This window comes from Nostoc sp. JL34, assembly GCF_017114945.1.
Taxonomy (GTDB): Bacteria; Cyanobacteriota; Cyanobacteriia; order Cyanobacteriales; family Nostocaceae; genus Nostoc.
The window spans coordinates 1-21,891 of the sequence record NZ_JABXKQ010000017.1 but is presented as its reverse complement, the minus strand read 5'-3'; the positions used below and the strand labels follow the sequence as shown (position 1 = coordinate 21,891).

Sequence of the window (21,891 nt, the reverse complement as noted above, 5' to 3'; positions counted from 1 at the left end):
ATTCTCAATTACAGAATTTCCTTTATAGCCTTTATTAAAAATTACAAACTCCTAATTATTATCATGTTTTATTATCCAAAGTTTTATCGCTGCTATTTTATCCTAATAATAGGGTTAGCGATCGCATCCATTCTTTTCGCCAGTTGTACACCAAAACCAAATTCATCTCCGAGTCAATTAGTCAGCCAATTAGCTAAGATAGCAGTACTCAAAGTCGGTTCTCGAAATACCACTACTGAAGATATTTTAAAGTTAATTCAAAAAGAAATAGCTTCCACCCAAGGCTTAGATTTTCAAATCATCACTATTGCTGATTCAGTAAAAATTAACGATGCTCTTAAGAGTGGGGAAATTGATGCTAATTTTTTTCAGCATGAACCGTTTATGAAACAAGCTGCCAAAAGACTTAACGCGGATTTTGTGATGTTAAATCGCAGTTATACCACCATAACCGGACTCTACTCAAAACGACTAAAAATAAAATCACTCAATGAAATTCCTATAGGGGCAACAATTGCTATTTCTAATGATGATAGCAATCAAGACCGCGCCTTGAAATTCCTGAAACACATCGACTTAATCAATTTAAAAGAAAAGCCAGGGGAGTATTACAGCGTCAAAGATATCATTAAGCATCCCAAAAATCTCCAAATTAAGGAGTTAGACAATTACGCTATTGTTAGAGCGTTGGACGATCTAGATTTAGCTGTGACATCTGCATCCTTCCTTGTGCAAGCAAAGGTATCTCTAAATCCCATTGTATTAGACGAGATTGGCATGGCTAACAAAAATTATGCGGTGGGTTTAGCTACTGTACAATCAAAAGCAAATGATTCCAACATCCAAAAACTAAATCAATTGGTTGTCGATCCCAAATTGAAAGACTATATCAATAATTACTTCAAGGGGACGATTGCACCTGTATTTTAAACTTAATACGGAGGACTGATGAGCAGATTGAAGCAATTAAAACTAGGTGCTTTTATGCGCCCGGTAAGCATACATACAGGCGCTTGGCGCTATCCTGGGGCTTTGCCTGACGCTAATTTCAACTTTCCAGCGCTGAAACGATTCATCCAGAAACTAGAGCAAGGCAAGTTTGACGCATTCTTCATGGCTGATCACTTAGCGGTGCTGAATATGCCAATCAACGCATTAAAGCGTAGCCATACTGTCACATCCTTTGAACCTTTCACTCTACTTTCTGCCCTCGCCAGTGTCACCGAACACATCGGACTAGTAGCCACCGCTTCCACGACCTATGACCAGCCTTACCACATTGCTCGCCGCTTCGCGTCTCTCGACCATATTAGTGGCGGTCGCGCTGGCTGGAACATCGTCACCACAGCCAATCCAGATGCAGCGCTCAACTTTGGATTAGAAGAAGAGGTAGAGCATGACGAACGCTATCGACGAGCTAGAGAATTTTATGATGTTGTCACAGGTCTTTGGGATTCTTTTGCTGACGATGCGTTTATTCGGGACGTGGAAGCAGGGATTTATTTCGACCCTGCAAAGCTTCACGTTCTGAATCATCAGGGAAAATATCTCTCGGTGCGAGGGCCATTGAACATCGCCAGACCTGTCCAAGGCTGGCCGGTAATCGTTCAGGCAGGCGCATCCGAAGCGGGTCGGCAATTAGCTGCCGAAACTGCCGAGGCTGTGTTTGCACCTGCTGGTAATCTGGAAGCTGGCAAAGCTTTATTTGCAGACATTAAGGGACGGGCGCGGGCAATTGGCCGTGACCCAGACAGCATAAAAATTCTTCCAGGTGCTTTAGTCATCGTGGGGGAAACCATCGCCGAGGCACATGCCAAGCGTCTTCATTTAGATAGCCTAGTACATTATGACAGTGGGATCGCTAGCCTAAATAGTGCCCTTGGCTACGACGTTTCGGGTTTTGATCCCGATGGCCCCTTGCCAGAAATCCCATCGACTAACGCTGGTCACTCTTCACGAGAAAGAGTAATAGCCTTAGCGCAACGTGAGAACTTGACTATTCGACAACTGGCGCAACGCATTGGCAGTTACGGCGGACTGGCCTTCGTCGGTACACCCCAAAGCATCGCTGATGATATGGAGCAATGGCTGATTGAGGAAGGCTCTGACGGTTTCAACATCATGTTCCCTTTTCTTCCTGAAGGATTGAATGATTTTGTCGATAAAGTTGTGCCAGAACTTCAACGACGTGGGATTTTCCGCCAAGAGTATGAGGGCAAGACGCTGCGCGAAAATCTGGGACTGACGCGCCCTGTCAACCGCTTCTTCCAGACTAGTTTGGTGTAAACTGCGATCGCTAGTATGCTGCTTTGACTCCAATAGATGTTAAGCCTTAAGCATTTGTCAAATTATAGTATGACCACAAACACATGACAGATGAAAGAAGTCACTTAAGAACCACTTTTAATCAAGTAGCACTGTTGTATGATCAAGTTCGACCAGGATATCCAGAAGCGCTTTTTGACGATGTGGTGTCTCTCTCAGAAATCACTCCAGACGGAAGGATATTAGAGATTGGTTGTGGTACTGGTCAGGCAACTGTGCCCTTTGCCCGCCAGGGTTATCGTATACTCTGCATTGAGTTGGGTGAGAATCTTGCTACGGTTGCCCAAAAAAATCTGGCTGCTTATCCGCAAGTAGAAGTGCGTAACATCGCTTTTGAGGATTGGGTGAACCAAGAAAATGCTTTTGATTTAGTGATTTCGGCGACTGCTTTCCATTGGCTTGACCCAAGTATTGCTTACAAAAAAACGGCTCAAGTCCTCACATCTTCAGGAGCGATCGCGCTATTTTGGAATGAACATGTATATAGTGATGCTAGTAATGGCTTCTTTGAAGAAGTACAGGAGCTATATCAAAGTTTAGCTCCTCAACTGCTTAAAGACGATGAGCCTCCTTTGCGTGAGCAGGAAGTCCCTAATAAAACAAGTGAGATTGAGCAAACAGGTTTGTTTGGCAAAGTAATCTATCGCTCTTATCGATGGGATGCAACATACAACAGTGCAAGTTATCTCAACCTCTTAAATACTTACTCCGGTCATCTAAATTTAGAGCGCATTACAAAAGTGCGTTTTTTTCATGCGATCGCTGAATTAATTAATACCAAGTTCAATGGTCAAATTACGAAAGGTTATTTAACTACTTTATACGTAGCTCATTTACTCTAATCTTATCTAAATCATTTTGCACATAACAGTTACGTTTTGTAAGGGAGACTGTTACCGGGACTGGGGACTGGGAACTGGGGGCTAGGAAGAGTTTTCTTTAAAACTTGGTTGGGGTCTGAATCCCCTTCCAAGTTTTCCCAGTCCCCAATCCCTAATCCCCAGTCCCCAGTCCCTTTTTCAACTCTGAGTCTTTCCTGCAAAAAGACGTTAAAACAGATTGACAACTTGGGGAAAATTTGGGAGTATCAAACTACGGTAACTCGGTAGATTTTTAGTATTTTATAAAACTTAAATACATCTAAAACCCTTACAGAGGAATGGTTTTTGTCGAGTGCAGTCGGTGGCTTGAATATGTTACCAGATGCAATTGCCTCAAGGCTGGAAACATTCTTCAACTTTGTAGTGCTAAAGTCGCGTCACCCAGAAATAGGAATTGCCTCACCACTCACCAACATAGATTTTCCATAGGATATTCGGAGATAGAAACTAATGATTAAGAGTCCAGAGAAACTTGCAGATACGACAATTCAGTTTTCGGCTCCTGTGAGAGCAAACTCACCGGAACTCCAGCAGCTTTTTGATTTTATTGCTCTGGGGGCAAGTGAGCGCGATCGCGATCGCATCCTTCCCTATGATGTGGTGGAATTGATCCGGCGTTCCCGGTTGGGTGCATTGCGAATCCCCGTTGCCGAAGGTGGTGGTGGTAGCACGGCACGCGAACTATTCGAGGTCGTGATTCGGCTGGGGGATGCCGATCCAAATGTCGCTCACATTGTACGGAATCACTTCTCTGTAACAGAGCGAATTTTGCGTTCTGAGCGCACCCAAAGGAATCGTCGCTGGCTCAAAGCCGTCGTCGATGGCGCGATTATTGGACTCGCTTCGACCGAACTGGAAGTTAAGCGATCTGGTGGTGGTCAAGTCGCGAATACAAAATTAACACCCGATGGCGATGGCTATCGTCTAAATGGGACAAAGTATTACAGCACTGGCAGCCTTTATGCAGACTTGATTTTCGTGCGTGTGCTAGTACCCGATGGCACCAAAGCGTTTATACTCATTCCCACCAACCGCGAGGGCATTGACCTTGTGGATGACTGGGATGGCTTCGGTCAAAGGCTTACAGGTACGGGAACGACTATCTTCACGAATGTTCGTGTAGAGGCGGATGAAGTAATTTTTGAGACAGACACAGACAAAGACAACCTACCCTATAACATCGTCCCGCAATTATTTTTAACAGCAATCAATGCTGGCATTATTCGCAGCGTTCTACGCGATGCAACAACCCTCGTTCGTACCCGACCCCGGACTTTCTACCATGCTGTATCCGAGCAAGCAGCAGATGACCCAATCTTGCAGCAGACTGTCGGGCAGATTGCCGCCAATGCCTTTGCTGCCGAAGCGATCGTTTTAGCAGCAGCTGATGGTCTGGATCGCCTCCCTGCTGCCCAAGCTCAGGGTGAAGAGGCAGAGACGGCTGCGGCACTGGCAACTTCTCTGAGTGCATCCAAAGCCAAATTGATTGTTGATGATTTGGCTCTACGTTCAGCCACTTTGCTGTTTGAAGTTGGTGGGGCTTCCACAACAAAGAAAAGCTCCAACTTTGATCGTCACTGGCGCAACGCCCGCACCTTGTCCTCACACAATCCAAATCATTTTAAGGCTCGTGCGATCGGCGACTACGAGATCAACGGTACACCATTGCCGCAACGAGGATTCTTCTAATTTTGTTCAGATCCCTGACTTCTAACATCCGGGAAACCACTTTATGAGTATCTATCAGAAGTCGGGGATCTTGCAGCCAACCGAAACCGTTGAGAGGAACTATGAGTACAATTGACACTACTTTTTTGGGAGCAAGTAAAGAGGCGATCGCTAGTCCCACAGACTATCCCCAAAGCGCATTATCCCAAGCTCTCCGGCAGCCAATATTGCTAGGGCTATTCTTACCGATTCATCACGGTGGTTGGAGTTCTTCTAACCTCCCGCGTACTACAGACTGGTCGTTTGATTACAATGCCAAACTGACCCAAAAAGCTGAAGAGCTAGGTTTTGACCTTGTTTTCGGCTATTCTACATGGCAGCCGAAGGGCGGACAAGGGCCAACTCGGACAGAAGCAGGTTTAGATGCCTTCATCGCTACTGCTTCCCTTGCTGCCATTACCTCACGTATTCTCTTAATCTCAACAATTCACGTCCTTTACGGGCCTTGGCATCCCATCCATCTAGCTAAATTTGGTGCGACACTTGACCACATTTCTAAAGGTCGCTGGGGAATTAATGTTGTCACCGGACACCGGGCTTATGAACATGAACTGTTCGGCTGGAGCCAAATCGAACACGATCGCCGCTATGAACTCGCTGATGAATTTGTCACTGTCCTCAAACGACTCTGGTCGGAAACAGAGAATTTTTCTTACAAAAGTCAGAGTTCTTGGCAGTTTAAGGATGCTTACATCAGCCCCCGCCCGCTTTATGGTCGTCCTATCCTAGTTAACGCCACCGGTTCGGATGCTGGTATCGAGTTTGCAGGTCGCCATTCTGATATCGTATTTATCACCAGTCCGGCTGGCGGTGACATAGAAAGCGCCTTGTCGTCGTTACCCGCCCATACAGCCCGCGTCAAACAATCAGCGATCGCTAATGCTAGACAAGTCCGCACTCTCCTAAATCCGCTTATTGTCGTGCGTGAAACTGAAAAAGAGGCGGAAGAATATGCTCAGGCGATTATCGATCATGCCGATTATGAGTCAATTACTGGACGTTCTGGCGTTAGCAGCGATGCACACGCCTGGAGGGGGCATCAGAAGGGAAATCTGCGTCATGGTGTTGGCAGTGCGATCGGCGGTAATGTGCAGTTAATCGGTTCACCTGAACAAATCACCGAGCAACTTTTGCAACTGAATAAAGCTGGTGTTGATGGCTTTCAGCTTGCCTTCTACGATTTCGAGCCGGATCTCGATTTCTTTGGGAAGCGTGTTTTACCACTACTGAAGCAGGCTGGACTTAGGTTTTAAACGCAGAGGAACACAGAGGTAAGCGCGGAGGAACGCAAAGTTTATTTGAGTCCATTCGCTAAAACTTATGTTGAGAGGTGCATGAATGCAAGGACAAGAATTACTACAAAGCTTGTTGCTAGCCACTAGTGAAACTTTTTACATGGTGGGTATATCTACCCTGGTTGCAATAGTATTAGGCTTACCTTTGGGCTTGTTGTTAGTGATGACAGGCCCCGCAAACTTGCTAGATTTTCCCCAAGTGCATAAAGTACTGGGTGCGATCGTCAATACTGGACGCTCATTTCCTTTTATTATTCTGCTTGTGGTTTTAACACCACTCACTCGCCTAATTGTTGGCACTTCCATTGGTAGCACAGCTGCTTTAGTTCCCCTAACTCTCGCCGCCATTCCATTTTTTGGTCGCATCGCTGAAACCAGCATTTTAGAAGTTGATAAAGGACTAATAGAAGCTGCCCAAGCAATGGGGTGCAATTATTGGCAAATCGTTCTCAAAGTATTGATTCCCGAAGCTTTGCCTTCATTGATATTAGGAATGACGATTCTAATTGTGAGTTTGCTTAACTCTTCCGCGATGGCTGGGGCTGTGGGTGGAGGTGGATTAGGTAATTTGGCAATTCAATACGGCTACCAACGCTTCGATGTAGGGGTAATGTTTTCTACCATTGTGGTTTTGGTTGCACTAGTACAAATTATTCAATTTATAGGTGATTTAATCGCACAGCGGATGAGAAAACGCTGAACGAAGGCAAAGAGGCAGGGGAGCAGAGAGACAAATATAATTCTTAACTCTTGTACAGACGCGATTAATCGCATTTCAGCATTGATTATTTACAATTTACACTAATTAAAAATTTTATGAATAGACGCAGATTTTTCTTAACAGCTTTAGGTTCCCTTACTAGCTCTTTAATTTTTGCTAGTTGTAGCCAAAAATCTCCTCAAAGCTCTACTAACAATACGCAAACAATTAGCCAAAAAGAGCAAAAAGAAGTAATTAAAGTTGGGGTAACTGGTATCCTCTCGCAGGATATTTTGAAATTTGTGAATAACAATATAGCAGCAAAAGAAGGCTTAGAGATTCAAGTTGTTACCTTTAATGACTGGATACAACCCAACACAGCTTTGAGAGATAAGGTTATTGATGCTAATTTCTTTCAGCACAGACCTTTCATGAATAATGCTAGTAAAGAACTAAATCTAAATTTAGTAGCATTGAATACAGTTTATTTAAACACACTTGGTCTTTTTTCTAAAAATTTCAAATCAGTAAGCGAAATTCCCCAAAATGCAACTGTGACAATTGCTAATGATGTTATCAATAATGACCGAGGATTACGGTTATTAGCAACTAACGGTTTAATTAAATTAAAAGAAAATCCTAAAAAATTCGTGACCCAAAGAGATATTGCTGCTAACCCGAAAAACTTGCAAATCAAGGAAGTAGAAGGTGTACAAGTTGTCCGAGCTATTAATGATGTAGATTTCATTGTATCTTCTGCTCAAACTGTTGCACTTGCAGGCATAGAACCTAATTCTATGGGTGAAGAAACAGCTAAAGACAAGAAATACGCTCTTGCATTAGTTACATTACAAGGTCGAGAAAATGAACCAAAGATTCAAAAGCTAAACAAACTACTAGTCCATCCAAATGTCAAGGATTTTATCAACAAAGAATACAAAGGCAGGATTATACCAGTTTTTTAGAGATTGTCGTTCAAACCGAAGATTTTTTTGATATTTGTATCTATGGTTCTTTTACAGTTGATTTTCTCACTAATTGAGTGTAGCTTCACATAAAAATACCTGCACTAAATTCTCATAGTCAAAGATAAATAAATATTGATTATATTTGAACAGATCATCAAAAGGTGGTATCTTATTTCCATATACTACTGTAAATCGATCGAATTATCGTATTTACTTAATGTCATCATAGATATAGCTGCTTAAACTCCTAAAAATTGATATCAAGGATTCAATTGTGGTGAATTATTTAAAAGAACACTGCTTTCAATATAAACAAAAATGCTCTGACAGTAAGAACATTGCGATCACAACATTTTTTATTGCTTTGATAGCTTCTGGTTGTGGTCAACAAACAGCTATCAATGTCGCAGCTAATTCAGATTCTTCTTCAAAAACTCTCACCACCAAAACTACAGAGAAAAACAATGTGATTCGGCTGGGCTACCAAAAAGGTGGGATTATTCCCATTGCACGTCAACGGGGTGAGCTAGAGCGTCAGTTAGTAACGCAAAATATTAAAGTTGAATGGAGTGGGCCATTTGACCGTTGCGCTACGCTTTTAAGTTCTCTCAATGGTAATCGAGCGGATATTGGCGGCTGTGGTGATATTCCTTCCATCTCTGGAATTGCTGCTGGACAACCTCTTTGTATTGGTTCTGTACAGCGCCCTAGTCCAGATTCTTTGAGTAGTGCTATTTTAGTTCGTGGTGATTCTCCCATTCGCAAACCGACTGATTTAATAGGTAAAAAAATTGCAGTTAATCAAGGTGGTGCTGGCGAATATCTGTTATTAAAAGTTTTGGAAAAAGAAAATATTTCTTCATATAAAGTCCAGCGAGTTTATTTATCACCGAATGACGCCGCACCTGCTTTATATCAAGGTTCTGTTGATGCGTGGGCAGTTTGGGAACCTTATATTTCCATCGCGGAATTAGAACATAAGGCGCGAAGAATCACCACTACACACCCTGCTCCTACCTACGGCATTATGGTTGTTCGTACTGATGCAGCTAAAGAAAATCCTGTAGCCGTGAAAGCTGCTCTCACTGCTTTGAGTGAGGATGGTGAATGGTTAAATCAACATACTAATGCTGCATCAGATTTTTTAGTTAAACAGCTAAAAGTCTCTGATGCGGTAGCCAAGCAGGTGACTAAAAATCGAGGCCCAGAGTCTTACGTATTTCCTAATACTGAAGATATTGCCAAGCTTCAGAAAACAGCCGACTGGTTACTAGAGCAAAAAATTATTCCGCAACGAGTAGATATTACAACGGCAGTATGTCCCTTAGAAACTACTGCTGTTAGGTAGGAAAGATGACAAGAATATACCCAAAAATTAACGTGTTTACCAATTGGCTGCGGCAGAATTTTTTCTTCCCTCTGGGTTGCTTGTTAGTAGCAACAACAGCTTGCTCAGAGGTTAAGTCTACCAGTCCAACAACGATCGCTGCTAATCCTAGTCCATCCCAAATCGCAGTGTCGAATACAACTCAATTGCATGTTGCTAAATATAAAGGTGGCTGGGACTTAAATTTAAAGTTAGCTGGACTAGATAATTTCCCTTATCAAACTCAATTTACTGAGTTTACTGGGGGTAATTTGATGGTACAGTCAATCAATGCTGGTGCGATTGACTTGGCCTCTGCTAGTGAAATTCCGCCAATTTTTGCGATTGAATCGAAAGCATCTGTAAAAATTATTGCCACTCTCAAAGGGCCGACGGTTGGTCAAGTTGTACTCGTACCCAAGGACTCGACTGCTAAAACCATCGTTGACCTCAAAGGTAAGAAAGTGGGTTACGTGAAAGCTACAACAGCCCACTACTTCCTGATTAAGATGTTGGAAAAAGTCGGGCTGACAATGAAGGATATCAATGCAATTCCTTTATCAATACCCGATGGACTAGCTGCTTTTCGTAAAGGACAGCTTGATGGTTGGGCTACCTACGGTTACTCCATCCCCCAAGCCCAAAAAGAAGGGGCGCGGGTGCTGGAATCTGCAAAAGATATTTTGAGTGGTAACTTCGTAATTATTGCTTCACCCAATGCGATCGCTGATCCCCAAAAGAAAGTAGACATCGCTGATTTTCTCTGTCGTTTGCAGAAATCTCAAACTTGGCGGGAATCTAATCTCAAGCAATGGTCGAAGAATTATGCAACTACCATTGATGTTGATGAAGGCATCGTTTATCAGGATGCCAAGCAAGGACAACAACAGCGTCGTCAAGAATTACTTCCTGTTTCTGATGCAGCTATTGCTTCTCAGCAAAAGGTTGCTGATACCTTTTTTCAAGCGGGTGTAATTCCCACAAAAGTTGATGTAAAACAACTTTGGGATAGCAGTTTTAACGAAGATATCGCCAAATGCCAATAATTGTAGCAAGAAGTAAAAAGCTAAATGCCAAAATCACCTTATTTTTAATAAGGGTAAAAATATGTTTCATGGAATAGAAAGAGAATTATTAAATGGAGTACCTTGGTTATTTGGACAACAGTCTCAATTACCACATCATCTCCAATTAACAGATCACGAAGAACATGAGATCCGTGATATTTGGGAATTACCACCACAAGAATCTGCTGATCGTGAGCGTGTTCTTAAGCAGGAGATAAAACGATTTGGGATTTTCAGCAAACTAAAAAGTTTTTCTTTAAAGGTGTAGGCTAGCAAATACCGCAGGCATCGCCAATAAATAAAGATAAGTTTTATTCGCTACTCAAATTAATAGAAAATTTCAACTAATTTGTAATGTGCAGTACAGCTTTGCTGGGGTAGCTTCTTTCAAGTATTTGGGTGACATCAGCACCACTTCGCTAACAGTTAGTAATTATTTTATTCGTAAAGCTTAATATTAGCTTAACTAATTATTAGTTCCTCATGATATTATGCTTTTCAGTATCACTAATCTCGATAAAATCTCATTTCATCCTCAAATACCGACATGACAACAACGACTGACCTCGATTTTGCTGCACATGAGGCGTTGCGCCTACTCGGCCCCAATCCCGAAAACTGGGTGAGCGATCGCTCAGGCATTGACCACAATGTGACGATAGTAGGCGGTAGTGGCAGTGGCAGCACCTTCGCATTTGCCCTGCGGCGTGCCGGCATTGGCCACGTAACAGTCATCGATGAGGCTCTTGACGAAGTTCATGCTGGCGTCTGGCTGACGCGGGCGCGGATGAAAAAGCTACGCACACCAAAAAACCTGCCAGGGCCAGAACTGGGCATTCCGGCGCTATCATTTCAAGCTTGGTACGAGGCACGGCATGGTGTTGAGGCATACGCAGCGATTGACCGCATTCCACGAGTGGCGTGGGCTGAGTACCTCAGCTGGTATCGGCATTTTCTGGGCATTCCAGTTCGGTATCAGACGAAGTTGGTGCGGATTGAGCCGGACGCAGGTTTCTTTCGTCTGCACCTAGAAGTAAACGGTGTCACCCAGGTGGAAACCACACGTAAAATTATCTTCGCCAACGGTGTAGCTGGCACTGGTGGCCCAAATATACCGCCTGTACTGGCATCTCTGCCACGCACTTTATATGCACATACCGCCGATAAAATCGACTTCAGTGAACTGCGTGGCAAAACAGTAGCAGTGCTGGGTGCTGCGGCTTCGGCTTTTGATGCGGCAGGAGTGGCACTTGAATCAGGCGCTAAAGCAGTACATTTGTTCGCGCGGCGGTCAGCGATCGCATCTGTGCCAGTGAATCGCCTGCGAGGTTATCCTGGCGCTTACTATAACTATCCACAACTACCTGATGCAGCTCGCTGGTTCCAAGCTTGGCGGTTTAATCAGGTTGGCTCTACACCACCACCAGATGCAATCGAGCGGGTAATAGCGTTCTCTAACTTCTACCTGCACTTATCTGCACCTTGGAAAGCCGCTGATAGCCAGGGCGATCGCATCGTCGCTCAGGTAAATGATCATGTTTTCGAGTTCGATTTTGCGATCGCTGGTACTGGCTACTTTGTTGACCCGACAAAGCGGCCGGAACTCGCCGAATTTGCACATCACATAGCCCTCTGGCGCGATCACTATGAAGCCCCAGTCGACCAGCGTGATCAGCAACTCAGCACCTACCCTTACCTTGGCAGCGCCCATGAATACCAAGAGAAAGTACCTGGCAACGCCCCGTATCTGAAGGACATCCATGTGTTCAATCCTGCTGGCTTCGTAAGCTTCGGTCTGCCCATCGGCGACGTACCTAGTATCCGACGCGATGTGCCAGCAGTAGTGGCACGCATCAGCCATGACTTGTTCTTTGCTGACTGGTCATTACACGAAGCCCGGATCACTAGCGGCAACATTTCGCCGGACTTCGATACATTATTGTATGCAGACGCGGTATGGAAACAGCAAGCCAAGGTGGCAGTCAGCTAAATCTGTGTAGCGTTTATAATTCACGCCTAATGTGAATTAAAATGGTCTGCACCAAGATGCGATCGCTATTTATCACTCTAAACCAACGTAATCTTTTCAATCGTACCGACTCTATTATTTTCGTACCAAATCACATCAAGCTTCTCCACTCTGCCAGTGATCTCAAACGACTGTGCATTTAGCTCGTCAACTACACGCTTGCACTCTTGGGGATTACGAGAGTTAGCAATTCCAATGTGGGGAATGAATGGGATGTCTTGACGTAACTCTTTAGTTAGCACTCCTGTATATAAGCGATCGTGCAGCTTAACGATGTTGCTATAACCTTCGTCAGGCACTAGGAATACGTGTGTATACTGGCTGAAAACATCATTGCTCAAGACGGCACACCGAATAACAAAGTCAAAAGCTTGGGTTTTTTGCGTTACCTGCTGCACATGGTTAATGAATGGCGCTTCTAAAAAATTGAACGCGGGAAACACCAAGGTAAAGTGGGGATTAATAACTTGTAAATACAGTTCATCGTGCTGCTTTCGCACATTCTGAATCCAGGCGAAGTCAAAAGCAGAAATCGTCGGATAGTTCACAACCAATAAACTTCGCACCATTTTTGAGTACAATCACGAACATTTATGTAATCGACCACGGGGTGATCGCAGATTAAAAGACAATGCTTCTCTTTGGATAAAGCAGTTGCAGGGATAAATGCCAGAGATTCCAGCAGGTTGAATAAAGGTAAATAACCGGATCTCAGCAATGGGGATTAGGCAGCATTTATTACTTGGTCGGAAGAATCAGCGACTTCAGGAAGTAAAGAAGGGGCTGGCGAATTAGTGCGTGCAGCGCTTACTGCTGATATTATCATAAAATCCAAAACATTTCGACGCTGAGACTTTAAAGTAGTAACAACAGTTAACATCCTTTGCACAAAACGACTACCCGCCTGGGTTTGGGAGCCAAAACTAGTACGTCGCCATATAACAGCAGGACGTATGGCTCTCTCAGCAGCATTATTTGTTGGTTCAACACCTTCAACCGTCAAAAATAACCATAAAGCAGGTTCAACTTTCAGTATTTGGCGGCAAGTGCGAACAGTTTTAGCCAGTGGAGTTTTTTCTTGAGAACCAATTTCATAATCGGCAGCCTCTTGTAGAGAGAACTTGATGGAGTTACGAATTGGTTGGACTAAAAGTTGAAGTTCACAATGCTTCAAAGTTCCATCTCTGACTCGATGCCAAAGTTCAAATAATTTCTCCTGTTGTTTTACCAGAGCCGTTCCTAATTCAGCTGAAACTCCGGGACGCTCTGATATTTTGATGAATTCTCGCTTTAAGTGTGCCCAACACAATTGTCGCTGTGACAAACCTACCCAGTTGTATGCTGCATATCGGTCTGAATTTAAAATACCGCTAAAGTCTTCGCCCAGGAGATTACGGGCAGCATCAGAACAACAGGAAAGCGCAATCTGAAAAAATGTTACCAGAGGCGTTACTGCCTCACATTGCCAAGCTTGACTCTTTTTAGAATTGCACCCATCAACGTTTCCTTGCACAAAGCTTGTTTCATCCGCCCCAACTACACGCGAGTTTTGAACGTATATTTTTGCTGACTCAACTGCACTTTCCACTGCGAAAGAGGCTTCAAATCTCAAGTTGTTGACTGTACCCAAAGACATAGAAACGCCAAATATATCTTGCATTGAACTCTGTACCATTCTTTGACTGTGGCGATACAGTCCGCTCAATACGGTTACAAGAGCTACTACTCTCACACCATATCCACTTGGATGCACGTCTTGTGGTAATTTTGCACGGGTTAAAATTCCACACTGCTGGCATACTAGTTGATGCAGGCGATGTTCTACGATGATTGGGTTAATAGGGGGAATTTCTACGATCTGGTGGCGGTAAGGATTGGCATCTTCTCCCAATAATATTTCTTTGCAACAGCTACAGGTCTTTGGATGGTGGTCTAAAACACTTGAACATTCGGACACATCGTACAAAAATCGACTATGACCCTTGTGCCCTGGTTGCCCCCTCGCTTTTTACCACTCTTCTTTTTTTCTGGTTTTTTTTCGGCATGAAGTGGATCTGACGATGGGGGAATGCTGGAGTTTTTTGATGTGCAATTGATTTTTTCTAATAACTCTTGCTGTTTGGCCTCAAGTTCCGCCAGCCTTTTTTCTGATTGCTTTATATGCTGCCTCATTTTCTCCACCAGTTGTTTGATGCTGGGTGGAGTCTTTTCCCAATCTGAGTCGGAAATTTCAATTCCGTAGGCGAGGCAGTTTTCATCCATGCCTCTTAATCTACCACCTCAGTACCCCATTTTTGACTGTAGCGTTTCCTATCCTGTGAACGGTTACCACCGGAGCAACTTTCAGAGGTTTATCAACTATATGTGACGGGAACGAATCAAATCTATCCAACAGAGAAACTGCCAATCATTCGGGCGTTGAGTGGCGAGCGCACGAGGGCTGATGATGCAGATATTCACCAAAACAACACAACTATTCCAGTTGAGGCATGGGGTACTCCTGTCTTTGATGAACAGGGCAAGGTGGTTTATGCGATCGCCGCCTTTCAAGATATCACCGAGCGCAAACAAGCGGAGAAACTGCTAGCTGAGTACAACCAAACGTTAGAACAACAAGTTACCGAGCGAACGTTACTGCTTTCGCAGGAGATTGAAGAACGCCAACGAGTTGAAAACGCCCTGCGACAGAGTGAAGAGCAACGCAGACTGACAATGGACTTCACCTACATCGGCAGTTGGAACTGGAGTATTATAGAGGATGCCGTGGACTGGGATGATAACCACTTCCGATTGCTGGGGTTTGTTCCCGGTAGCGTAAAGAGTAGTTATCAGGCGTGGCGCGATCGCATTCATCCAGAGGATATAGATTCGGTTGAGCAAAGGATTATGGCAGCCCTGAGAACCCAAACCGATTATGAAGCTGAGTATCGAGTGATTTACCCGGATGGCAGTATTCATTGGTTAGTCAGTCGAGGTCGAGGCATCTATAGCGAAGCTGGCCAGCCTGTGAAAATGTTGGGTGTGATTCTTGATATTAGCGAACAGCGAAATGCTGCGCTGCGTGAACAAAAAAAAACGAGCCGAAGCCGCCTCAATTCTGGAAGAACGCAACCGCATGGCACGAGAAATTCACGATACGCTGGCACAGTCCTTCACAGGCATTCTTGTTCAAGTAGGAGCTGCAACCCAAGTGCTAGCGGACGATATAGAAGCGACACAGGCACATCTGGAAATGATTGATGAACTAGCACGCATTGGGCTTTCTGAGGCACGGCGATCGGTGTCAGCACTCCGTCCTCAGCTATTGGAGGAGGGCAATTTACATAGCGCCCTTCATCGCCTTGTGACTCAAATGAGAGCTGCTGCTGATACCTCTGTGATCTACGAAATCAAAGGCACAGCCTATTCGTTGCCAGCCGAGGTTGAAAATAACTTGCTACGAATTGGACAGGAAGCATTAACCAATGCCATAAAATACGCTGATGCTGCGGAAATTCGTGTCGAATTGGTGTATGATAATACACAATTTATTCTGCGCGTTAAAGACGATGGACGAGGTTTCGGGGTTGCTACGATCCCATCGGTTGGCGGATTTGGATTGCTGGGAATGAGCGAGCGAGCAGAACACCTTGGAGCGCAACTGAGTATTCAGAGCCAACCTGGGCAAGGAACAGAAATTGTTGTCATTGTAAATCGAGAGTGAGAATATAAAAAATGCACTGATTACAAACAATACCTGTAGTAGCTCAATTTCTAATTCTGAATAATTATGAGCCAATCAACGAGTATTCGGGTTCTGATTGTTGACGATAATTCCATTGTCAGGCAAGGATTGACAACCATCATTAACCGTGATGCAGAGATGACGGTGATTGCTCAAGCTGAAGATGGGCAGCAGGCGATCAACGCGTTTCGAGAATACCAACCTAATGTCACACTAATGGATTTACGAATGCCCAAAATGGCAGGAGTTGAAGCCATTACTGCTATTTGTGCTGAATTTAAAGCTGCTCAAATTGTTGTGCTGACAACCTACGATGGTGATGAAGATATTTATCGCGGATTACAGGCAGGCGCTAAAGGATATTTGCTCAAAGATACTAAACCCAACGAACTTCTGAGTGCCATTCGCACTATTCATCGCGGTCAGCAGTATATTCCACCCGAAGTTGGCGCAAAACTGGTACAGAGGATGAGCAATCCAGAACTGAGTGAGCGAGAACTAGATGTACTCCGTTTAATGGCGCAAGGAATGAGTAACTTAGAAATTAGCAGTACTTTGAATATTGGTGAAAGCACCGTTAAATCTCACATTAATCGAATTTTAAGTAAATTGGGAGTCAACGATCGGACTCAAGCCGTGATTATTGCTGTTAAACGGGGGATTGTCAATTTGTAAGTAATGTAACTTAACAATACCTTCGCCAAAAAAAGAGTGCGAAGAGCGATAAAGTATTGCTCTTCCATAATTCTATTTACTTAGTACTTTAGTTGGAGACAATCTTCATTTTTGAGATGGACTGATTTATCAATCATCTTATTGTACAAAAGTTTCAACTCTGAGTGGACGACAAGTTAGAGTTAATTACATATATTTAATTCAGGCAAATATTGAGAGCAATTTACTTGCAGTATCGCTGAAGCGTCCGCTGTCCAAGTTAAATTTTGGCAGATGCAATGCTATTCACTCATCAACAAGAGTTGGTAAATGGCTATTTGGTAGAGTATGCCAATAATCTATAACTTGATATTTCCTAACTTTTACAAGATCAATCTATGTCTTGTTGAGGATAATTTTATAACACGTATGCCATTACTAGTTGAAGATAATTTTGAGTATTCCACAATTCCAATTTAGGTTAACTTTTTGGGAAATTCTCCTATCAATCATGCACTAACTGCTGTCGCCCAGGAGGTCGCTAGATTACTTCAACACGCAAATCCTGTTCAAGCTGATGGCAGCAACCACGCTGGAACAATTGCAATTAGAGCGATCTAACCAGAATACAGACAAATTCTTATTGTTGAACCGTTAACTGAGCGCGAGTTAGAGGTCTTACAACTGATTGTTGACGGGCAAAGCAATAATGGAATCGCCGAAAATTTGTACATTAGTACGGGTACGGTGAAAACCCATGTTCGCAATATTTTGAAGAAGCTCTGTGCAAGCGATCGCACTCAGGCAGCAATCCGAGCGCTGCGATCAGGTCTTGTCCACTAAAAAGATAATGCTTAGGGCTTAGGCATCCAACTAAAGTTGGAATCTAAATTCAAACCTTAGTTGGAGCGAACCTTCCATTGATATATGGATTGATTCATCAATCATTGTATTGTCCAAAAGTTTCAACTCTGAGTGGACGACAAGTTAGAGTTAATTGCATATATTGAATTCAGGCAAACATTGAGAGCAATTTAGTTGCAATATCTAAGTTTACCTGACACAAAGAAAATAGAAAGAGGGTTGTATGCTCAACGCTGGCGCTGAACATATAACCGTCGGAGGTATTCAGTGAGATTTGACCGTGACCACAGTTTGTTATTTGTCCCATCTTCAACACAAGATCATATAAAAGGCGTGCTGAATGCCACAGTAGTGCTGGTGATGTATGGGGACTATAAATGTTCTCAAAGTGGGGACGTTTACAGACTGATTAAAGTCATTGGGCAACAGCTTAGTGTTTCTTTGGGGGAGAATTATTTGTGTTTCATCTTCCGTCATTTTCCACAGATAGAGATTCATTCTCATGCTCAACGTGCTGCTGAAGCTGCTGAAGCTGCCGCTGTCCAAGGTCAATTTTGGCCAATGCATGAAATGCTGTTCAGCCATCAACAGGAGTTAGGAAATGGCTATCTCGTGGAGTATGCCAATAATCTAGGACTTGATATTTCTCAATTTCTCCAAGATATATCTAAAAAAGTCTACATCGATCGCATCAATGAAGATATTGAAAGTGGATTAAACAGTGGAGTAACGGCTAGCCCAGCACTGTTTATTAATGGAATTCGGTATAGCGAACGCTGGAAAATTGAGCAGTTGATGGCAGCTATTATCACTGCAAGTCATTAAGTTTCTTGATTCTTAACCACATAGCCAAAATTACTGCTTATTACACAAGCAATTAATCAACAGGAAGAATCTGATGGCACAATCTCTCTAGCTTTTTGGCACTCGCCTCAACATCATTGCCGATCGCACCACTACCGGAGGTCGGTACGATCTGATCGAAGGCTACTTCCCTCCCGGCACACAAACACCCCCCCATCGCCACACGCGCTATTCCGAACAACTCTACGTGCTAGAAGGGGAGTTCACGGTTTGGGCGGCTGAAAACAAAGTTGTGCTGAATGCTGGTGAAAGCTTCCTGATTCCTGCTGGTACACCCCACGTAGTCGCCGCACTCAGCGATCGGCCAACTCGCGGGTTGGTGGTTGCTGCGCCGAGTGGCTTTGCTCGGCTAATCGCAGCAGTTGGTACACAGGATGAGACAGAAGCACCGGACATGGCGCTGTTCGATCGCATTTCCACCGAGATCGGCGACGAAATTCTGGGGCCGCCCGGAGCCTTACCCTCGGTATGAGGTAATGTTGGTTCGCACTCCGATAAGTACTCACTTTGGGGACGAATCTCGCTTGCATCTCTCTATTGCTGCCAGGAAGCTAGACCATGAGAAAATCACGTCTAAAGCCTACCGTATTAAAAGATTATCGCATCACGATTCCTGCTTCCTTTTTCAGCATGATTCTGGGTTTAGCGGGATTGGGTAGTTGCTGGCGAGTAGCTGCAAAACTCTGGCATCTCCCTGCCTGGATTGGCGAAGCAATTATGCTGCTTGCAGTTGCAATCTGGCTCGTGTTGTTGCTGCTCTATGTCAGCAAATGGCTGTGGGCGAGAGCAGATGCCCTAGCTGAGTTTGAGCATCCTGTTTTGTGTTGCTTTATCGGGTTGGTGCCTGTATCTACGGTGCTTGTGGCACTGGCGATCGCGCCCTACTCTCGTGCGATCGCCGTTGCATTATTCGTTGTGGGTGCAATTGGTCAGTTGAGTTTTGGCGTGTATCGTTCCGGTCAGCTATGGATGGGAGGGCGTAAGCCAGAAACGATTACACCAGTTCTCTACCTGCCTACAGTCGCGGGTGGTTTTGTCAGTGCGATCGTTGCTAGTGCGCTTGGTTATCGAGAGTGGGGCGCGTTGTTTTTTGGAGCGGGGCTGTTTTCATGGCTGGCACTGGAGTCCATCATCATCCATCGGCTGTATTTGTTTGAAGAACTGCCTAAACCACTGCGCCCAACGCTGGGCATTCAACTAGCACCCCCTGTCGTTGGCTGTGTTGCCTATTTGAGTATCACCAGTGGTCAGCCTGATGCTTTTGCCCAGATCCTCTTTGGCTATGGACTTTTACAGGCGTTGATTCTATTGCGGCTACTACCGTGGTTGTTTCAACAACTCTTTTCAGCGTCCTACTGGGCATTCACCCTCGGCGTTGCCGCCCTGTCGCTGTCATCCCTGCGCTTAGTTGAACGCGGCATGACCGGAGTGATGGAAAAGCTGGCAGTGCTGCTATTCGTTGGCGCAAATATCGTGATTGGCAGCATTGCTCTGGGAACAGTACGGCTGTTGCTGCAAGGGAAACTATTACCATTGCCTGCGACAGGCGATCGCAGTCAATAAGCGGTATCGTTTAGCGACTTTTATAGTTTCTCATATAACAAGACAGATTGCGTAATTGTCTAGTGCATTGAAGGCAAACATCAATACAAAATTCACACAAACGGAGAAATTTTATGGCGGGTAAACTTACAGGTAAGATCGCACTGGTGACGGGTGGTAACAGTGGGATTGGACTTGCGACAGCACAGAGGTTTGTAAAAGAGGGCGCTTACGTCTTTATCACTGGTCGTCGTCAAAACGAACTTGATGCTGCGGTGAAGAAAATTGGAGAAAATGTCACTGCTGTTCAGAGTGATGTGTCCAATCTCGCAGATATCGATCGTCTTTACACTACGATTAAGCAGGAGAAAGGACACCTCGATATCCTCTTCGCTAACGCTGGAGGCGGCGAACTTGCCCCACTCGGCTCGATTACCGAGGAGCATTTCGATAAGACCTTTAATACCAATGTCAAAGGTTTACTCTTCACTGTACAAAAAGCACTGCCGTTGATGCCAGAGGGTTCATCCATCGTCCTCAATGCTTCGACCACTTCCATTCAAGGCACTCCAGCGTTCAGCGTTTACAGCGCGACCAAAGCTGCTGTGCGCTCCTTTGCCCGTAACTGGACACTCGATCTCAAAGAGCGCAAGATTCGCGTCAATGCCATCAGCCCCGGTGTGGTTCCGACTCCTGGCTACAATCTCTTGGGATTGAGTGAGGAACAGGTACAGGGATTTGTGGCCAGCCAGGTTGACACTATCCCCCTGGGGCGGGTAGGCACACCGGACGAAATTGCTAAGGTGGTTGTTTTCCTTGCCTCGGATGACAGCAGCTTTGTAAACGGCATTGAACTGTTTGTCGATGGTGGTATGGCACAAGTTTAAATGTGCTTGCGGAGGAGGCCATACTTGTGTTTCCCTAAACGTTTACTGATTACAAAACAACATCTTGGAAGTAGGACTTATGACTGCAACAACTAAGCAAAATGAGACTAAATCTTTAGTTTACTCAACCCGAATTGATATTCCCGTAGAAATGCGATCGCAAGTAAATATTTTACTCAATCAAAGCTTGGCAACTGCGATCGACTTGAAGACCCAGATCAAATATGCTCACTGGAATGTCAAAGGTAAAGATTTTTACCAACTGCATCTACTGTTTGATGAAATTGCTTCCGAAGTTGAAGAATTTATTGATTTGATTGCCGAACGGATCGCAACATTGGGGGGGAAAGCACTGGGAACCGCCCGGATTGCTGCCAAAGAATCGGAACTGCCTGAGTATCCCTTCGATGCTGTTGATGGCACAGAGCATGTCATTGCACTTGGCGATCAGCTTGGCAATTTACGCCAAATCCCTCCGTAAAAACATTGAAAAAACAAATAATTTGGGTGACATGGATACCAACGAGCTCTTTATTGAGATTTCACGAGCGATAGACAAGCGGTTGTGGTTTTTAGAAGCCCATCTGCAAACCTCATTTCAGAACCAGGATCGTGCAGACCAAACGTGAGGAGTGATTGATGAAGAATAACTTATTTACACGCCGAAAATTATTAAATGTAGGGATTTTAGTAGGTTTAGGTTTTACTACTGCATCAACGATCGCATGATTTCACCAGAACTAGAGCGTTTTATGGCAAAGCGGATCGGGGCAACCGTCATTTCATTACCATCAAGCCATGTCTCAATGGTTTCCCATCCAACTGAAGTCGCAAATCTGATTATTGAAGCTGCAAAGGCAGAGGAGCCTCAAGCTAAAGTTCATTAACCTTAATTGGCGTTGCAACGATATGCGCGACGTGAAAGTTGTGCGTAGAAGTACTCTATAGAACCCATTTGATATCTTTTTTAGCTAGCTAGCAGCTAGTCTTTTGAGCA

General features: G+C 44.3%; 23 protein-coding genes and 4 pseudogenes. 24 read left to right on the top strand and 3 right to left on the bottom strand.

What is annotated here, in order from left to right; genetic code table 11:
- Positions 1-63 precede the first annotated feature (63 nt).
- From HWQ44_RS02715 to HWQ44_RS02660, 12 genes are all read left to right on the top strand, one after another.
- A complete protein-coding gene (locus HWQ44_RS02715; RefSeq protein WP_292714405.1) occupies positions 64-930 on the top strand; it encodes a MetQ/NlpA family ABC transporter substrate-binding protein in 867 nt (288 codons plus the stop codon).
- 18 nt (positions 931-948) lie between these two features.
- Positions 949-2,286 (top strand): LLM class flavin-dependent oxidoreductase, encoded by a 1,338-nt coding sequence (locus HWQ44_RS02710; protein ID WP_292714402.1) that lies wholly within the window; start codon positions 949-951, stop codon positions 2,284-2,286.
- Positions 2,287-2,369: 83 nt separating this feature from the next.
- Positions 2,370-3,167: a class I SAM-dependent methyltransferase gene (locus tag HWQ44_RS02705; RefSeq protein ID WP_292714399.1), complete on the top strand. Its 798-nt coding sequence runs from the start codon at positions 2,370-2,372 to the stop codon at positions 3,165-3,167.
- A gap of 324 nt (positions 3,168-3,491) precedes the next feature.
- The gene (locus HWQ44_RS02700; RefSeq protein WP_292714396.1) at positions 3,492-3,635 is read left to right on the top strand and encodes a hypothetical protein; all 144 of its coding nucleotides are present in this window, start codon (positions 3,492-3,494) and stop codon (positions 3,633-3,635) included.
- A 21-nt stretch (positions 3,636-3,656) separates the two neighbouring features.
- Positions 3,657-4,895, top strand: coding sequence for an acyl-CoA dehydrogenase family protein (locus HWQ44_RS02695; protein ID WP_292714393.1), 1,239 nt, complete (start codon positions 3,657-3,659; stop codon positions 4,893-4,895).
- Positions 4,896-4,996: 101 nt separating this feature from the next.
- Positions 4,997-6,187, top strand: a complete 1,191-nt coding sequence (locus HWQ44_RS02690; RefSeq protein ID WP_292714391.1) for an LLM class flavin-dependent oxidoreductase — start codon at positions 4,997-4,999, stop codon at positions 6,185-6,187.
- Positions 6,188-6,272: 85 nt separating this feature from the next.
- Positions 6,273-6,929, top strand: a complete 657-nt coding sequence (locus tag HWQ44_RS02685) for a methionine ABC transporter permease (RefSeq protein ID WP_292714389.1) — start codon at positions 6,273-6,275, stop codon at positions 6,927-6,929.
- Positions 6,930-7,045: 116 nt separating this feature from the next.
- Entirely contained in the window at positions 7,046-7,894 is an 849-nt protein-coding gene (locus tag HWQ44_RS02680; protein WP_292714384.1) for a MetQ/NlpA family ABC transporter substrate-binding protein, read from the top strand.
- 277 nt (positions 7,895-8,171) lie between these two features.
- Entirely contained in the window at positions 8,172-9,245 is a 1,074-nt protein-coding gene (locus HWQ44_RS02675; RefSeq protein WP_292714381.1) for an aliphatic sulfonate ABC transporter substrate-binding protein, read from the top strand.
- A gap of 5 nt (positions 9,246-9,250) precedes the next feature.
- On the top strand, positions 9,251-10,309 hold the full coding sequence (locus tag HWQ44_RS02670) for an ABC transporter substrate-binding protein (RefSeq protein ID WP_292714378.1): 1,059 nt from the start codon (positions 9,251-9,253) through the stop codon (positions 10,307-10,309).
- Positions 10,310-10,370: 61 nt separating this feature from the next.
- Positions 10,371-10,598 (top strand): hypothetical protein, encoded by a 228-nt coding sequence (locus tag HWQ44_RS02665; protein ID WP_292714376.1) that lies wholly within the window; start codon positions 10,371-10,373, stop codon positions 10,596-10,598.
- A 279-nt stretch (positions 10,599-10,877) separates the two neighbouring features.
- The gene (locus HWQ44_RS02660) at positions 10,878-12,320 is read left to right on the top strand and encodes an NAD(P)-binding domain-containing protein (RefSeq protein ID WP_292714373.1); all 1,443 of its coding nucleotides are present in this window, start codon (positions 10,878-10,880) and stop codon (positions 12,318-12,320) included.
- 77 nt (positions 12,321-12,397) lie between these two features.
- Here HWQ44_RS02660 and HWQ44_RS02655 read toward each other — a convergent pair whose 3' ends face one another.
- Together HWQ44_RS02655 and HWQ44_RS02650 are read right to left on the bottom strand one after the other, a co-directional pair.
- Entirely contained in the window at positions 12,398-12,928 is a 531-nt protein-coding gene (locus HWQ44_RS02655; RefSeq protein ID WP_292714371.1) for a 2'-5' RNA ligase family protein, read from the bottom strand.
- A 155-nt stretch (positions 12,929-13,083) separates the two neighbouring features.
- A pseudogene (locus HWQ44_RS02650) lies at positions 13,084-14,621 on the bottom strand (IS66 family transposase).
- A 102-nt stretch (positions 14,622-14,723) separates the two neighbouring features.
- Between HWQ44_RS02650 and HWQ44_RS02645 the strand changes: the two are divergent.
- From HWQ44_RS02645 to HWQ44_RS02615, 7 genes and pseudogenes are all read left to right on the top strand, one after another.
- Positions 14,724-15,599: a PAS domain-containing protein gene (locus HWQ44_RS02645; RefSeq protein WP_292714368.1), complete on the top strand. Its 876-nt coding sequence runs from the start codon at positions 14,724-14,726 to the stop codon at positions 15,597-15,599.
- A complete protein-coding gene (locus HWQ44_RS02640) occupies positions 15,487-16,062 on the top strand; it encodes a sensor histidine kinase (RefSeq protein ID WP_292714466.1) in 576 nt (191 codons plus the stop codon). Before HWQ44_RS02645 ends, HWQ44_RS02640 begins: the two co-directional genes overlap by 113 nt.
- A gap of 66 nt (positions 16,063-16,128) precedes the next feature.
- A complete protein-coding gene (locus HWQ44_RS02635) occupies positions 16,129-16,758 on the top strand; it encodes a response regulator transcription factor (RefSeq protein WP_292714365.1) in 630 nt (209 codons plus the stop codon).
- A 237-nt stretch (positions 16,759-16,995) separates the two neighbouring features.
- Positions 16,996-17,099, top strand: a pseudogene (locus HWQ44_RS02630) (disulfide bond formation protein DsbA); the annotation flags it as partial.
- Positions 17,100-17,226: 127 nt separating this feature from the next.
- On the top strand, positions 17,227-17,358 hold the full coding sequence (locus HWQ44_RS02625; RefSeq protein ID WP_292714469.1) for a hypothetical protein: 132 nt from the start codon (positions 17,227-17,229) through the stop codon (positions 17,356-17,358).
- A pseudogene (locus tag HWQ44_RS02620) lies at positions 17,335-17,580 on the top strand (response regulator transcription factor); the annotation flags it as partial. The gene HWQ44_RS02625 and the pseudogene HWQ44_RS02620, both read left to right, overlap by 24 nt.
- A 288-nt stretch (positions 17,581-17,868) precedes the next feature.
- Positions 17,869-18,426, top strand: coding sequence for a DsbA family protein (locus tag HWQ44_RS02615; RefSeq protein ID WP_292714362.1), 558 nt, complete (start codon positions 17,869-17,871; stop codon positions 18,424-18,426).
- A 52-nt stretch (positions 18,427-18,478) separates the two neighbouring features.
- Here the strand turns inward: HWQ44_RS02615 and HWQ44_RS02610 are convergent, their stop codons facing one another.
- Positions 18,479-18,610: a hypothetical protein gene (locus HWQ44_RS02610; RefSeq protein WP_292714359.1), complete on the bottom strand. Its 132-nt coding sequence runs from the start codon at positions 18,608-18,610 to the stop codon at positions 18,479-18,481.
- A gap of 42 nt (positions 18,611-18,652) precedes the next feature.
- Here HWQ44_RS02610 and HWQ44_RS02605 point away from each other — a divergent pair, with 42 nt between their 5' ends.
- The 5 genes and pseudogenes from HWQ44_RS02605 (at position 18,653) to HWQ44_RS02585 (ending at position 21,781) form a co-directional block, all read left to right on the top strand.
- Positions 18,653-18,937, top strand: a complete 285-nt coding sequence (locus tag HWQ44_RS02605) for a cupin domain-containing protein (RefSeq protein WP_292714357.1) — start codon at positions 18,653-18,655, stop codon at positions 18,935-18,937.
- Positions 18,938-19,023: 86 nt separating this feature from the next.
- Positions 19,024-20,028, top strand: coding sequence for a dicarboxylate transporter/tellurite-resistance protein TehA (gene tehA / locus HWQ44_RS02600; RefSeq protein WP_292714355.1), 1,005 nt, complete (start codon positions 19,024-19,026; stop codon positions 20,026-20,028).
- A 113-nt stretch (positions 20,029-20,141) separates the two neighbouring features.
- Positions 20,142-20,894, top strand: a complete 753-nt coding sequence (locus tag HWQ44_RS02595) for a glucose 1-dehydrogenase (RefSeq protein WP_292714352.1) — start codon at positions 20,142-20,144, stop codon at positions 20,892-20,894.
- Positions 20,895-20,973: 79 nt separating this feature from the next.
- Positions 20,974-21,523 (top strand): annotated as a pseudogene (gene dps / locus HWQ44_RS02590) (DNA starvation/stationary phase protection protein Dps).
- A 123-nt stretch (positions 21,524-21,646) separates the two neighbouring features.
- The gene (locus tag HWQ44_RS02585; protein ID WP_292714349.1) at positions 21,647-21,781 is read left to right on the top strand and encodes a hypothetical protein; all 135 of its coding nucleotides are present in this window, start codon (positions 21,647-21,649) and stop codon (positions 21,779-21,781) included.
- Positions 21,782-21,891: the final 110 nt, after the last annotated feature.

Excerpts from the sequence above, each read along its gene's own strand:
- HWQ44_RS02715 (WP_292714405.1), top strand. The coding sequence starts at position 64 with ATGTTTTATTATCCAAAGTTTTATCGCTGCTATTTTATCCTAATAATA.
- HWQ44_RS02710 (WP_292714402.1), top strand. The coding sequence starts at position 949 with ATGAGCAGATTGAAGCAATTAAAACTAGGTGCTTTTATGCGCCCGGTA.
- HWQ44_RS02705 (WP_292714399.1), top strand. The coding sequence starts at position 2,370 with ATGACAGATGAAAGAAGTCACTTAAGAACCACTTTTAATCAAGTAGCA.
- HWQ44_RS02695 (WP_292714393.1), top strand. The coding sequence starts at position 3,657 with ATGATTAAGAGTCCAGAGAAACTTGCAGATACGACAATTCAGTTTTCG.
- HWQ44_RS02690 (WP_292714391.1), top strand. The coding sequence starts at position 4,997 with ATGAGTACAATTGACACTACTTTTTTGGGAGCAAGTAAAGAGGCGATC.
- HWQ44_RS02685 (WP_292714389.1), top strand. The coding sequence starts at position 6,273 with ATGCAAGGACAAGAATTACTACAAAGCTTGTTGCTAGCCACTAGTGAA.
- HWQ44_RS02680 (WP_292714384.1), top strand. The coding sequence starts at position 7,046 with ATGAATAGACGCAGATTTTTCTTAACAGCTTTAGGTTCCCTTACTAGC.
- HWQ44_RS02670 (WP_292714378.1), top strand. The coding sequence starts at position 9,251 with ATGACAAGAATATACCCAAAAATTAACGTGTTTACCAATTGGCTGCGG.
- HWQ44_RS02665 (WP_292714376.1), top strand. The coding sequence starts at position 10,371 with ATGTTTCATGGAATAGAAAGAGAATTATTAAATGGAGTACCTTGGTTA.
- HWQ44_RS02660 (WP_292714373.1), top strand. The coding sequence starts at position 10,878 with ATGACAACAACGACTGACCTCGATTTTGCTGCACATGAGGCGTTGCGC.
- HWQ44_RS02655 (WP_292714371.1), bottom strand. The coding sequence starts at position 12,928 with ATGGTGCGAAGTTTATTGGTTGTGAACTATCCGACGATTTCTGCTTTT.
- HWQ44_RS02635 (WP_292714365.1), top strand. The coding sequence starts at position 16,129 with ATGAGCCAATCAACGAGTATTCGGGTTCTGATTGTTGACGATAATTCC.
- tehA (WP_292714355.1), top strand. The coding sequence starts at position 19,024 with ATGAGAAAATCACGTCTAAAGCCTACCGTATTAAAAGATTATCGCATC.
- HWQ44_RS02595 (WP_292714352.1), top strand. The coding sequence starts at position 20,142 with ATGGCGGGTAAACTTACAGGTAAGATCGCACTGGTGACGGGTGGTAAC.
- HWQ44_RS02585 (WP_292714349.1), top strand. The coding sequence starts at position 21,647 with ATGGCAAAGCGGATCGGGGCAACCGTCATTTCATTACCATCAAGCCAT.